This window comes from Aestuariivivens sediminis, assembly GCF_022662105.1.
GTDB lineage: Bacteria > Bacteroidota > Bacteroidia > Flavobacteriales > Flavobacteriaceae > Aestuariivivens > Aestuariivivens sediminis.
Genome location: NZ_JAKMCP010000002.1, coordinates 617,202 through 631,295 on the forward strand (window position 1 = coordinate 617,202; position 14,094 = coordinate 631,295).

The 14,094-nt window shown below is 37.4% G+C and carries 13 protein-coding genes; 4 read left to right on the forward strand and 9 right to left on the reverse strand.

Features of this window, described 5'->3' with window-relative positions; translation table 11 throughout:
* Window positions 1–5 precede the first annotated feature (5 nt).
* Entirely contained in the window at window positions 6–1,007 is a 1,002-nt protein-coding gene (locus MR054_RS06975) for an AAA family ATPase (RefSeq protein WP_242084465.1), read from the reverse strand.
* Between the two features lie 189 nt (window positions 1,008–1,196).
* On the reverse strand, window positions 1,197–2,288 hold the full coding sequence (locus MR054_RS06980) for a DUF4382 domain-containing protein (protein WP_242157138.1): 1,092 nt from the start codon (window positions 2,286–2,288) through the stop codon (window positions 1,197–1,199).
* Window positions 2,289–2,537: 249 nt separating this feature from the next.
* Between MR054_RS06980 and MR054_RS06985 the strand changes: the two genes are divergently transcribed.
* A complete protein-coding gene (locus tag MR054_RS06985; RefSeq protein WP_242157139.1) occupies window positions 2,538–3,671 on the forward strand; it encodes an ATP-binding protein in 1,134 nt (377 codons plus the stop codon).
* 132 nt (window positions 3,672–3,803) lie between these two features.
* Here MR054_RS06985 and amaB read toward each other — a convergent pair whose 3' ends face one another.
* Entirely contained in the window at window positions 3,804–5,357 is a 1,554-nt protein-coding gene (amaB, locus tag MR054_RS06990) for an L-piperidine-6-carboxylate dehydrogenase (RefSeq protein ID WP_242157140.1), read from the reverse strand.
* A gap of 123 nt (window positions 5,358–5,480) precedes the next feature.
* Between amaB and MR054_RS06995 the strand changes: the two genes are divergently transcribed.
* The gene (locus tag MR054_RS06995; protein ID WP_242157142.1) at window positions 5,481–6,560 is read left to right on the forward strand and encodes an isoaspartyl peptidase/L-asparaginase family protein; all 1,080 of its coding nucleotides are present in this window, start codon (window positions 5,481–5,483) and stop codon (window positions 6,558–6,560) included.
* A 95-nt stretch (window positions 6,561–6,655) separates the two neighbouring features.
* On the opposite strand, the gene MR054_RS07000 is transcribed toward MR054_RS06995, so the two are convergent.
* Complete coding sequence (locus MR054_RS07000; RefSeq protein ID WP_242157143.1) at window positions 6,656–8,506, reverse strand: T9SS type B sorting domain-containing protein; 1,851 nt, start codon at window positions 8,504–8,506, stop codon at window positions 6,656–6,658.
* Between the two features lie 95 nt (window positions 8,507–8,601).
* Between MR054_RS07000 and MR054_RS07005 the strand changes: the two genes are divergently transcribed.
* Complete coding sequence (locus MR054_RS07005) at window positions 8,602–8,904, forward strand: antibiotic biosynthesis monooxygenase family protein (RefSeq protein ID WP_242157145.1); 303 nt, start codon at window positions 8,602–8,604, stop codon at window positions 8,902–8,904.
* Window positions 8,905–8,964: 60 nt separating this feature from the next.
* On the opposite strand, the gene MR054_RS07010 is transcribed toward MR054_RS07005, so the two are convergent.
* A complete protein-coding gene (locus MR054_RS07010; RefSeq protein WP_242157146.1) occupies window positions 8,965–9,498 on the reverse strand; it encodes a YciI family protein in 534 nt (177 codons plus the stop codon).
* 17 nt (window positions 9,499–9,515) lie between these two features.
* Window positions 9,516–9,986, reverse strand: coding sequence for a CYTH domain-containing protein (locus MR054_RS07015; protein ID WP_242157147.1), 471 nt, complete (start codon window positions 9,984–9,986; stop codon window positions 9,516–9,518).
* Between the two features lie 60 nt (window positions 9,987–10,046).
* On the opposite strand from MR054_RS07015, the gene dinB reads away from it, so the two are divergent.
* Window positions 10,047–11,144, forward strand: a complete 1,098-nt coding sequence (gene dinB, locus MR054_RS07020; RefSeq protein WP_242157148.1) for a DNA polymerase IV — start codon at window positions 10,047–10,049, stop codon at window positions 11,142–11,144.
* A 94-nt stretch (window positions 11,145–11,238) separates the two neighbouring features.
* Here the strand turns inward: dinB and pyk are convergent, their stop codons facing one another.
* From pyk to rnc, 3 genes are all read right to left on the reverse strand, one after another.
* Entirely contained in the window at window positions 11,239–12,681 is a 1,443-nt protein-coding gene (pyk, locus tag MR054_RS07025; RefSeq protein ID WP_242157149.1) for a pyruvate kinase, read from the reverse strand.
* Complete coding sequence (locus MR054_RS07030; RefSeq protein ID WP_242157150.1) at window positions 12,681–13,166, reverse strand: IPExxxVDY family protein; 486 nt, start codon at window positions 13,164–13,166, stop codon at window positions 12,681–12,683. The genes pyk and MR054_RS07030 overlap by 1 nt, the downstream gene beginning before the upstream one ends.
* Window positions 13,167–13,285: 119 nt before the next feature.
* Window positions 13,286–14,026: a ribonuclease III gene (rnc, locus tag MR054_RS07035; RefSeq protein WP_242083324.1), complete on the reverse strand. Its 741-nt coding sequence runs from the start codon at window positions 14,024–14,026 to the stop codon at window positions 13,286–13,288.
* Window positions 14,027–14,094 lie beyond the last annotated feature (68 nt).

Below are 14,094 nucleotides of genomic sequence, written 5' to 3' on the forward strand. Positions count from 1 at the left end.
AAAGTCTATGGTACTTCTATTTCATTCACGATTTTATTAATGATGTCTTCCGAAGTTACATTTTCGGCTTCGGCCTCGTACGTAATACCTATTCTGTGTCTTAATACATCGTGCACAACTGCACGGACATCCTCAGGGATAACATAACCACGACGTTTAATAAAAGCATAACATTTAGCGGCATTAGCCAAATTGATACTTCCGCGAGGTGACGCTCCAAAAGATATTAATGGTTTTAAATCGGCAAGTTTATATTGTTCAGGATAACGTGTAGCGAAGATAATATCCAAAATATATTTTTCAATCTTTTCATCCATGTAAACCCCTCTAACGGCGCTTTGTGCATTTAAAATTTGCTTAAGGGAGACTACGGGGTTCACCTTGTCCCAGGATCCTTTTAAATTGGCACGAATAATTAACTGCTCTTCATTCAATTTCGGATAATCAATAACGGTTTTTAGCATGAAACGGTCTACCTGGGCCTCGGGCAATGGATAAGTTCCTTCCTGTTCTACAGGGTTTTGCGTAGCCATAACCAAAAATGGTTTATCTAAAATAAAAGTTTCGTCACCAATAGTCACCTGTTTTTCCTGCATGGCCTCAAGTAATGCGGATTGTACTTTGGCTGGTGCTCTGTTAATCTCATCGGCCAAAACAAAATTTGCGAAAATAGGCCCTTTCTTTATTGAAAAATCATTGGCTTTAATGTTATAGATTAGGGTTCCCGTAACATCTGCAGGCAATAAATCCGGCGTAAACTGAATACGACTGAAACTACCGTCAACAGCTTGTGCCAGGGTATTTATAGCCAGAGTCTTTGCCAAACCGGGTACCCCCTCCAGCAAAATATGGCCTTGTCCCAATAACCCGATGAGCAACCGCTCCACCATGTGTTTTTGTCCTACAATAACTTTGTTCATTTCTAGCATAAGCAAATCAACAAAAGCACTTTCCTTTTCAATTTTCTCGTTAATCGTCTTAATATCAATTGTACTTGTATCTTCCATCATTTTTTAATATTTAAAAGCCCGAATATAGCATGCTTATTTGAGCATTGCAAATTGTTAAAATATTTCATTAAACGCTGTTAACAATAGGTTAAAATATAATTACAAATTTTAGGGCTTATGAAATACAAAAAAAAGAGCGAAACAAAAAAGTTTCGCTCTTTTCATTTATTGTGTTTTTAAGGTGTATTAGGCCTCGGCAACCAAGGTTGCATCAACTACCTCATCCTCATCAGGATCTATAGTTATGTCAAACTCCTGGGTCACATATCCTTCTGCAGAAATGGTCACAGTGTAATCGCCTGGCGCAACGTCTTCAATGAGATAATTTCCATCACCATCCGCTTCAACACTAGTTCCATCTGCATCATTGATTGCAACGGTAATGGTAACACCCTCGGCAACTCCAGATATGGTACCGCTAATTGTTCCGGGTTTCAACATCAAGACAATAGGATCCATGGTTGTAATTTCACCATTCACAACAACTATTCCCGTAGCACTACCCGCGGCATAATCGGAATTTTCATCGGTTGGTTCAGCCATAACCTCATAGGTTCCTGCAGGGACACCCCACAAGGCAAAGGCACCAGAATCATCGGTGTGAGCAGTAACAAGAAGCTCATCTTCCATCCCCTCATTAATTAAAACGGAGACCAAAGCCGGCAAGGCCTCCATAGGCTCGACCGTACCTTCAATAATTCCAGAACTTACTTCAGCACTGGCGTATAGCACTGGTTTTAAAATAATATTACCAGAATTTCCAGCATGAACTATAGATTTTTCCACATCAAAATCTAAAACATAGTCATAAGTAAACCCTTCTTCAATCAACGCATCAATTTTAACTTTTAAACCTGATTGTTGGGCACTGGGTGTTTTTAAATCAAAGGTTTCGTCTTCATCACTTTCGTTTTTCATAACTATGGTATTCCCGTCTCCAAGCACCAACCGCATTTGACTCAATGTTCCTGCCGGAATTGGAAATCGATCTACAAGCACTTTACTTATTCCCCCGGTAAAATCTAATAGATTAACGATTTCATTATTAGCTTCAAGAGACATCCACCCCTCTTCATCTTCAGTATCATCATCCATCTTAATCATCACATCAACTATTTCCACGTTCACGGCTTCATAATCGCCCGGGGAATCCACCAATCTCACTGAAATTGTCGGAGCCAGGCTATTAGCACCGTCAGAGTTCGAATCCTTACAGGAAAATAAAAATGTTAAGACTAATAATGGAAGAATGAATTTAAAAATTTTTAACTTTTTCATAGGTTTGAATAATTTTTTAGTTACAAGAGTATTTACGAACAAAAAACAGTATTGGATTATTCGTTTACTGTTATAATTGCAATATTATGATAATAACTGCCACTTTAAAAGTTTAGTACGTGAACTACAAAAAAAAGTATGCAACGTGTACACCTTATCGACTAAACTCAATCTATTTTCGTTAAAAAATTAGCACTGTTCCAACATAACATTTAATTTTATGGTAAAAATGTTTACTGGATTAGATTCATGATTAACAAACGCTTACTTATAAAACACCTTTTGGCCCACAATGATGAAAACAGCTTTTATGATAAAAAACGAAAAATAGATATAAGCTATAAAGAAGGGAAGGCTAAATTTTTAAAACATATCTGCGCACTCTCCAACAGTAACCCTAAAAACAACTCTTATATTGTTATCGGGGTTGAAGATGAAGATAATCGGATTATAGGCGTTGATTTTTTTGATGACAGTAAAATCCAAAACCTCATAAACGCTTATTTGAACAATCCTCCAATCGTTCAATATGAAAATATTCCTTTTCCCCACTTATCAGACAACAGGGTTGTTGGATTGGTTACCATTAGGCCAAACCCTAAGATTACTTCACTTAGAAAAAACATATGGAAATATTATGGTGGGTCTGTTTTTTTTAGGGAAGGAAGCATGAGTATGCCTAAGGTTTTTGACATTGAAGTGAAGGATATTAATTCCGCCATTGTTAGTGCCATAGAAAATAATGCCCAAAATAGCATTGAGCATACCCTGGATGGTGTTTTTGATTTTTTGGTTAAGCGCAAAGATTATAATCCAAAATATAAAGTTTTTAAAGAATATTTTGTCGTATGCTGGGCCGGGCAAAAAAAAGTGGTTAAGGACGAAACATTTTACTCGCGAGTGGATATAGAGTTGATAAATGAGCAGGTGAAACTATTCTTTTCTGTATTAGATGAAGTATCGATTACCTTAGATGATAACAGCTTCAAAATAATTGAATATGTCAATTTGGGGCTTCAAAATACGAACAAGTATTATAAATTGGAAGAAACCATAATAAATTTTGAAGAAAATGCCAATTACAATATAGAGACCAAACTTTTGTTTGAACCCCCTAAGTTTAACAGAAAAATGCTTTTCCATATTTATAATAACAATAACAGCATTTTAGAAAAACTTAAAAAGGGGCTTACCCTAACTAAATTTGAAGAAATTGATTTAAAAAATTTGCCAATAACCTATTTAATTTGTCATTTTAACATGTTCCCTGAAGCCATAGCAAAGCTTAATGAAGCTAAACCCTATTTAAGGTCTTACAGTACAGATCTTTATGATTTATACAAAGAATCTTTGCGGGTTTTAAGAAAAGTACAATACAATTAACTTAACGAAATGTTTTCATTAAATTAACTTTTGTTAATTTATTTTTCCTACATTTGTTATGCTATTAATCTTTTATGATACGAACCTTGTTTCTACCATATTTTTGGATTCGAGACAAGGTTTTTTATTAGTTTACAAATCAAATTTAATGCCTTGTGCCAGGGGTAAATCCGTGGTGTAATTAATGGTATTCGTTTGGCGACGCATATAAATTTTCCAGGCATCGGAACCCGATTCACGGCCTCCACCTGTTTCCTTCTCACCGCCAAAAGCCCCACCAATTTCTGCACCAGAAGTTCCTATGTTTACATTAGCAATACCACAATCTGATCCCGCAACGGATAAGAAGAGTTCAGCTTCACGCAAATTATTGGTCATAATTGCAGACGACAATCCCTGAACCACATTATTTTGAATGGCTATAGCATTTTCAACGCCGCCGGAATATTTTAACACATACAATATAGGAGCAAAAGTTTCATGTTGTACAATACGATAATGCGGTTTTGCTTCAGCTATGGCAGGTTTTACATAACAACCGCTTTCTAAACCTTCTCCCGACAGGACTCCCCCTTCCACCAGCATGGTACCGCCCTCTTCAACAACCTCGTGCAAAGCTTTACGATACATTTCAACGGCGTCGATATCAATTAAGGGGCCGACATGATTTTTTTCATCCAAAGGATTCCCTATTCGTAATTGTTTATAGGCTTCAACCAATGCTTCCTTAACTGTGTTGTAAATGGACTCATGAATGATTAAACGTCGTGTACTCGTACAACGTTGACCTGCGGTACCAACAGCACCAAAGACTGCACCAATAACGGTCATTTTTATATCTGCATCGGGTGTTACTATAATGGCATTGTTTCCTCCGAGTTCCAATAGGCTTTTCCCCAATCGTGCAGCAACTTCCTGTGCAACAATTTTACCCATTCTCGTAGAGCCTGTTGCCGAAATTAATGGAATTCGGGTATCTTTGGACATAAACTCCCCGACTTTATAATCGCCATTTACCAAACAGGAAATTCCTTCCGGTAAATTATTTGCTTTAAATACTTCAGCCGCAATATTTTGACATGCCACACCACAAAGCGGCGTTTTTTCACTGGGTTTCCAAATGCATACATCTCCACATACCCAAGCCAATGCCGCATTCCATGACCAAACAGCAACAGGGAAATTAAACGCCGAAATGATACCAACTACACCTAACGGATGATATTGTTCATACATGCGATGCCCCGGGCGTTCACTATGCATGGTTAGACCGTGAAGCTGACGTGATAGCCCTACGGCAAAATCACAAATATCAATCATTTCCTGTACCTCGCCTAAACCTTCCTGATAACTTTTCCCCATTTCATAAGACACCAATTTACCCAAAGCTTCCTTTTTTTCGCGCAGCTTTTCAGCAAATTGCCTTACAATTTCCCCCCGTTGTGGCGCCGGGATGGTTCGCCAGCTCTTAAAGGCCTCGGTGGCCACCGTAATTACCTCTTCATAATCTGCTCTACTTGTCGATTTTACACTACTAATAATTTGACCATCAACTGGGGAGTAACTTTCCATAATTTCCCCATTTGAAAAGTTGATGGCCCCGGTGGAGGATCCTTCATTAACAGGTCTAATCCCTAATTGTGCTAAAGCATCTTTAATTCCGAAATCAACAGTATTTGCTTTCATAAATTGTAAATCTTTTACATATTATCAAATATTACACGAATATAATGATAAAATAATATTATTTAATGGTATTTCCTTTTTAAAAACCTTACCTTTAAAATGAAAATTTAATCAAAATGAATTATGAAAAAGGCATGTTTTTTATTTCTCATTTTATCCCTTGTGTTTTCTTGCCGAAAAAATGAAAAATTAATTAATCCTAAAGCACAAGTACAAACAAATTTAAGCCTTCCAAACGATAGTGGGCAATCGAAATTTTCAATTATCATTCATGGTGGCGCCGGCACCATAATGAAAAAGTATATGACTCCAGAAAAAGAAGCCGCGTATCGTCAAAAATTAGAAGAAGCCATTCGCATAGGTCATGCTATTTTAAAAAATGGAGGAACGAGTTTAGATGCTGTTGAAAAAACAATCAATGTCTTAGAAAATTCTCCTCTTTTCAATGCAGGAAAAGGCGCTGTTTTTACTCATGAAGGTACCAACGAACACGACGCTTCCATTATGGATGGCAAAACACTAAATGCAGGTGCTTCGGCAGGGACATCAATTGTAAAAAATCCAATCACCCTAGCCAGGGCGATTATGGAGGATTCGCCTCATGTCATGCTCTCTGGTAGCGGTGCCGAATCCTTTGCCCAAGAACAAGGTTTGGCGATTGTTGATCCCCATTACTTTTACACTGAAAAACGATATCAGGCCCTTCAGAAATTAAAGGATAAAGCCATAAGCAAATCAGAATTCAACATTAAAGATTCATTTTATAACCGTGATATAAATGATTCGAAATTCGGCACTGTAGGTTGTGTTGCCTTAGACAAACATGGTAATCTAGCGGCCGGCACATCCACAGGGGGAATGACTGACAAACGTTGGGGGCGTATTGGTGATTCCCCCATAATAGGCGCAGGGACTTACGCCAATAACAATACCTGTGCTGTGTCCTGCACCGGCTGGGGTGAGTTCTTTATTCGCGGTGTAGTGGCTTATGATATTTCTGCACTGATGGAATATAAGGAACTAACAGTACAAGAAGCAACAAAAGAAGTCATTCAAAGTAAACTTACCAAACTTGGAGGAACAGGGGGTGTCATTGCTATTGACAAAAATGGTAACCTGGCCATGGAATTTAATACCGATGGAATGTACAGAGCCACCATGAATGATAAAGACGACTTATATATAGGACTTTATAAAAATTAATAATCTTAGCTTCAAAAAATTAATTTGGAACCATGATTATAGAACCTAATGGGACAGATAAATAGGATGAGGATGGATTAGTCGGGAGGTCTTATTTAACGCTTCAGGGTAAAATGTCCTGTAAATTTTTGCCCTTCAATAATAACAACATACCAATAATCGTCTGCCGGCAGAAGTGCTCCTGCGTAGGTCCCGTTCCATTCGAATGGCCCCTTCCCGGCATTTTTCAATAATTTCCCGTAACGGTCAAAAATGGAAACTTTTGAATCATCATAAAACTCAATTCCGGCTAAATTGAAGGTATCATTAATACCATCATTATTGGGTGTAAAGAATCTGGGAATATAAAAGTGCAGATAAGACATTGCAACCACTTCTTGGCAATTACGTTCCCTGATATAGATGGTATACAAGCCCCCTTTAACATTAAAAAAAGTGTTATTTGATTGATAGGTATTTCCATCTAAGGAATACAAAAAATCCCCCGTATTAGTTGTGCTAACGATAATGTCATTGCCGATTGAACTCACTTGATCAATGATGGGATTATCTATTTGGTTCAGATCAACGGTTTTGATAACAGTACAAGCTCCATTACTTACCTCTACAGAATATGTTCCTGGTGTACTAACCGTAATTTGTTCAGTAGTATCACCTGTACTCCACAAATATGTTGCCGTAGAAATATTTGTATCTGCATGAATTACCAGACTTGTATTTTCACAAAACTCCAAAACCTCATTTGCAACTCGCGGAGCCTCTACATAATCTATCCGAATAGCCGTCCGTCCATTGGAGACACATTGCCCTAATAAAGTTTCAGACTCTGCATAATAGGTCCCCGAAATCGCGTTCGGATAAAATGTTAAGCTATTGGATTGAAGTAAATTGCCCCCTACCGGAGCATCGAACCAGTTTACTGTGACATCAGAACCCACGGTCACCGAAAGCGGTGTCATATCATTTTCACATCGTATAAAGTTCCCATTACTCAGAGGTTCATTCGGAGAAGGGATGATCTCAACTGTAAAAATCTCCGAAGATGAATTGCAAAATGGATTGGTTACATTAACTGAGGCTTCAGCAACCAAAACCCGATAATAAATGGTTGAACTCAGAGCAGGCGTTACGTAGTTTTGATTCGTTTCACCTACTATATCCATCCATGTGGTTCCATCGTTACTGGATTGCCATTGATAAAAATGGGTCGAGAAAACAGTATAATCCGGGATAGCCATAAGTTCTGCTGAATATGGCAAATCATCTTCACAAATATGTACACTTCTATTTCCAATGGTGTCTTCGATAATCACGGTATCACCACAAGACTTAAAAACAATATCGTCCAGTGCCAAATCGTTACCACAACCTCCAACCCCATTATTGCGCATTTTCAAAATAACAGAGGTTTGAGCAGGCAAAGTCTGAAAGAGCAAGGCATATTGTTCCCAATTAGGACTAGAGGTGCCGGGAATACTTCCTGTATCCCCACTGGCCAACACATTCATATCTGTACTATCCCAAATTTCAAATTTAACATTAATAGGAATTCCGGCCCCGCCACAACCTGAACTCGGCAATAGATTAATCATCCAGGATGAAAATTCATAGCTCGTATTTTCACAAAGGCCGTCAATGGTTCTTCTGTAAAATTCCCCTGCGGTGAAATCGGCATTGATTATTAACATTCTCCCGTCCGTATCATTTGCTGTATGATCTACAATATCGAACCAGTCAAAATAAGCAGAATTACTCGACACGGTATAATAGCCATCGTTCGGCGATGATGTTGCATACGTATAGGTGGTTGTTCCACTGGGTAATTGAACATTGGCAACACCGGATCCAAAAGTTTCAGTAAAAATAGGGTCTCCCGAATTTCCACTGCAAAATTCCAACTGTGCCTGTCCGCCTTGGATGGAGAAAGCCACTGCAACCAATATCATTACAAGTTTATTAATAGCTAAGCGATTTGAATTTGGATGAATTAAAATAATAACAATGCGCTATATTAGTAAAAAAGAAATTAATAGCCTTAAAAATGAAACGAACTCCTTATTATGCCGTTATATTTACTTCAATCCAAAAGGAAACTATTGAAGGATATCTGGAAATGTCTGATAAAATGGTCCGACTGGCAAAGCAGCAGCCAGGATATTTAGGAATGGATAGTGCTCGTAATGAGTTTGGCATAACGGTAAGCTATTGGGAAAGCCTGGAGGCTATAAAACAATGGAAACAACACACCGATCATCTACTGGCACAACAAAAAGGACGTGAAATGTGGTACCGTTGGTATAATGTGAAAATTTGTAGAGTTGAGCATGAATACGAATTCAAATGAGATGTTTAAGAATGTCTCTCTGAAGCTATACTTCTACAATATTTAGTAATGAACTTAAGCTTAGCGCAGCGAGAAGCCCTTTGCCGCCCACCAGGGATGAACTTCTACAACCAATCTTCCGGCTTTGACCATGGGATCTGCATGGGCCAAACTATCCGCCATTTTTAAATTAGGGACATTGTAAATCGTAATACCGCGTATATCGCCGTCATCACCAAAGGGTCCAGAAATATCGGCATAGCCCAAATCGTACATTTGGGTCAAATGCGCTAAATGTGCCTTTTGTAAGTCGACGTTTTCCTCCTCATTTTGCCCATGAATTGGTCCTTTTTTTAGAAAGGCTATAAAATATTGCTGCATCAAAATGGTGTCTTGTGTTGTCTCGTCGACATAATCCATGACATTAAAGCCCTTAGCTGTTAATGCCTCTTTAATGTGTTTGATGGATTTTTTTTCAGGCACTTCTACAACCTCAATTACCGAATCTATAGGATTATTAAGGGTTTCAGAAATATGCTCAGTTGGTTTTTTTGCCTCCTGTTTACACCCACACAATAGCATCCCAATTGAAAAAATAATTCCCAGTCTTTTCATAACTCTTTATTTTTATGTTACCAATGTTTAAAGGGGGTTCTGCTCAAGCATGAATTATAATATTTTTCGATTCCGGTTACCTCTTCACCCAGCCAATACGGTTTTTCAAAAACTTCAGACTCGTGTTTCAATTCAATTTCAGCTACAACCAAACCTTGGTTTTCAGATAAAAATTCGTCTATTTCAAAGATATGATTTCCAACCTGAACTTCATAACGTATTTTATCTATAATGAAGGGTTCACATAATTTCAAAAGGGCCTCTGCCTCTTGTTTTGAAATTTCCTTTTCCCACTCAAAACGCGATAACCCATTTTGAGACGACAGTCCCTTTACGGTAAGAAATCCTCGATCATTTTTAATTCTAACCCGAACAGTTCGGTTGGGATGGGTGTTTAAAAACCCCTGTATAATACGTGATTTTTGAATAGCCTCGTTTTTGTATACATCGCGAGTCACCAAAAATTTGCGTTCAATTTCTATTGCCATACCCAAAGATTGAAAAATTGAACGACCTGGTGAAACTTTATATTGTAAATTTGACAATATATGGTTTACAATTTTCCAATAAGAAAGATTATCCATGTGGATATGGATGCCTTCTATGCTTCTGTTGAGCAGTTGGATAATCCTGGCCTCAGAGGGAAACCCATTGCGGTTGGTGGGGGTGGCAAACGTGGAGTTGTAAGTGCAGCAAGTTATGAGGCCCGGAAATTTGGTGTAAAAAGTGCCATGGCCGGCAACTTAGCTTCTAAACTTTGCCCTGAACTTATTTTCGTTCGTCCGAAGTTTGAACGATACACAGAAATTTCTAAAACCATACGCAGAATCTTTTACGATTATACCGATTTGGTAGAACCTCTTTCATTAGACGAAGCCTATCTCGATGTTACCGAAAACAAAAAAGGCAATCCTAGTGCGTCATTAATAGCTACAGAAATAAGGGCCCGTATTTTTAATGAAATTGGATTAACGGCTTCAGCAGGAATATCGGTAAATAAATTCATAGCCAAGGTAGCAAGTGATTATCATAAACCTAATGGTCAAAAGACCGTAAATCCTGAAGAAGTCCTTAAGTTTTTAGAGCAATTGGATATAAGAAAATTTTATGGTGTTGGCAAGGTTACCGCTGAAAAGATGTATCAACTCGGTATCTATACAGGCCAAGATTTAAAACAAAAATCTTTGGAATATTTGGAGGTGAATTTTGGCAAATCCGGCCGATATTATTATCATGTGGTCAGAGGTATTCATGAGAGCGAAGTGAAGCCCGACCGTATACGAAAAAGCTTAGCTGCCGAACGTACATTTAGTGAAAATTTGTCCAGTGAGATATTCATGTTAGAAAAACTAAATCACATTGCTGATGAAGTGTTTCATCGCCTGAGCAAAAGTAAAATTGCAGGAAAAACGGTTACCCTCAAAATAAAGTATAGCGATTTTTCATTACAGACCCGCAGTAAAACATTGCCCTATTTCATTAGTGATAAGAGTATTATTTTAGAAACCGCTAAAGATTTGCTCTACCAAGACAAATTGAATAATTCGGTACGTCTGTTGGGAATTTCCATATCCAATTTAAATACTGACATGGAAACCAAAAAAAATCAAGGTATGGTGAGTGCTCAATTAAAGTTTGAATTTTAAAACATTCCTTGCCATCCTAAAAGTAGCATGACCCTAAAAATGTAGTCTTCCCCTTAATAAGGATTTGAATCAACAAATTGGTTGATTTAACCTGTTAAAAATTACATGACTTTATTTCCGTAACCCGTAATGTATTGACCATTCCTTTATCCTGGATTGGCATGGCTGCAAGACTAATTAACATATCTCCAACACCCAGGTAGCCTTTTTTACAGGCAATGGCATTAACATCTTCAATAGTTTCATCGGTACTTACAAATTTATCGTAGTAAAACACACGAACACCCCATAACAAATTCAACCGGGTGAGTATATTTTTATTAGATGTAAAGACCAATATATGGCAGGACGGCCTCCATGCCGAAATTTGAAATGCCGTATATCCGCTATTCGTCAGTGTTGAAATGGCTTTGGCATCAATTTCATTTGCCATGGTTGCCGCATGATAACAAATAGATTTTGTAATGTAACGGTTGGTTCTAATATGTGGAGGGAGTTGAGGGACTTGGATTAACTCGGAATCTTCAACACTCTTTAATATATTGGACATTTGTTTAATAACCTGAATCGGGTAACTTCCAACTGAAGTTTCTCCGGAAAGCATTACAGCATCGGCACCATCCATTACCGAATTCGCCACATCATTTACTTCGGCTCTGGTTGGTGTCAGACTTGAAATCATGGTCTCCATCATTTGTGTTGCAATGATCACCGGGATTCGAGCCTTTTTAGCCCGAAGTACCAATTGCTTTTGAATTAATGGTACTTCCTGAGCAGGTATTTCTACTCCTAAATCCCCACGAGCTACCATTATACCGTCGCAATGGGCTACAATCTTATCAATATTTTCAATAGCTTCGGGCTTTTCAATTTTAGCTATAATAGGAATTTTATGATCTGCATGCTCAGCTATTAAATCCCGTAATTGCATGAGGTCTTCGGCATGACGAACAAATGATAAAGCAATCCAATCCACATCTTGTTCTATGGCAAAAATAGCGTCTTCAATATCCTTTTCCGTAAGTGCCGGTTGCGAAATATTCGTATTAGGCAGATTGACGCCTTTTTTAGATTTTAGAGGTCCCCCTTGTATGACTTTTGCTATAACTTCATTGGTACTATTGGTAGAGACTACTTCAAAGATCAACTTGCCATCATCCAATAAAATACGTTCTCCCGGTTTTGCATCCTGGGGGAAACGATCATAGGTCATATAAACACGTTCCTTTGTGCCTTCAAATGGCTTCCCTGTTGCAAAAATAATTTCATCTCCAGGCGCTACAATAACTTCCTCCTTCATAACTCCCACACGAAGTTTAGGGCCCTGTAAGTCCCCTAAAATAGCTGCATTGTAGCCAAATTCATCATTTAACTCCCTTATGATGCCTATACGTATTTTTACATCCTCGTAATTAGCGTGTGAAAAATTAATTCTAAATACATCCACTCCTTCATCCAGCATTCCTTTTAGAACTTCTTTAGTGCTTGACGCTGGTCCCAAAGTTGCTACTATTTTGGTTTTTTTTCTTGTTGGCATTAGCTAAAAATTAAATTGTTTTTAGATTTTAATTGACTCATGTCAATACTATAGGCTGTTACAACTTGCGGTATTCTTAGAATACGGTTTATTATATATTTTTCCTTAGAATCACTAAAATCATTTTCTATTTTTAAAAAATAATTCACCTTTTTAAATTCATTGATCAAATTAAAGATTTTAATAATAGGGGTCTGTATGTCGAACAAGGAGGCTTCAGATCTATCTTGAAATTCCTCTCTTTTACAGATATTTGAAACTAAATTCCAGGTTCTTAAATGTTTATGATCCTTCCATTCAAAAACAGAATATGCCGATTTCCCATTATTAAAATCCAAATCCATAGGTTTCCTTTTCAAATTGATCTCTAAAGATTTATTGAGCAAATAGGCTATTCGGTAATCTTCCAGGGTACAATGTATTCCTATTAAGGTATATAATTCCTCATCGAAAATAGTATCAAGAACAAGCTTGTGAACCGCCATAACTATAAATTAATAGGCTGTAAATATAGTATTTAATACGCTTATTCATCTTTAGTTTAGTTTAATGTTAATAACAAAGCAAACTAAAACGTTATAGTTAATTCATAATTTGAAAAAAACTAGATCATCTTTGAAATACTCTTTTGAAATGCAAAAAACGCGCGTTTTGAGGCTTTTTCTTCAGCTTTTTTCTTTGAAGTCGCTCTTGCTTTTGCAACCACCTTGTTATCTATAGACAGCTTAACAGAAAAATGTCTCACATCATCATTTCCTGTATCTTCATAAACATGATACCCAAATGTTTTCTTTTCCTTTTGACACCATTCAATCAACAAACTTTTGTAACTAATTACCTTGCCTTCCAGTTTTTCGATATCGACATGAGGAACTATAATGCGCTTATAAATAAATTTTTCGCAATACTTATACCCTTTATCTAAAAATATGGCTCCTACTAATGCTTCAAATAAGTTCCCATGGATATTATCACCAAACTGGCCGGTTGGAATTTTGCTTTCGACAAGGCCGATTAAATTTAACTCTCTTCCTAATTCGTTTAAATGTTCTCTACTCACCACTTTAGAACGCATCTTTGTTAGATAACCTTCATCGCCACTCGGGACTTCGGTATACAAATGGGATGCAATGACCGCACCGAGCATCGCATCTCCCAAAAACTCTAATCGTTCATAATTTATGGCATTGCCTTTTTTATCCTTAATATTCATGGACCGATGTGTAAAGGCAATAGCATAATGTTTCATTTGCCTTGGCTTAAATCCAAGAATTTTTGTTAATTCCACAAAAAAATTCCCGCTACCTTTATAACGGGAATTTAGTATGTTGCGAATGATACTCATCTGATTATTAATGGTCTACTTTAATGTCAGATGTAAAAAACCATGTTTCATTTAGTTTAAATTTAATG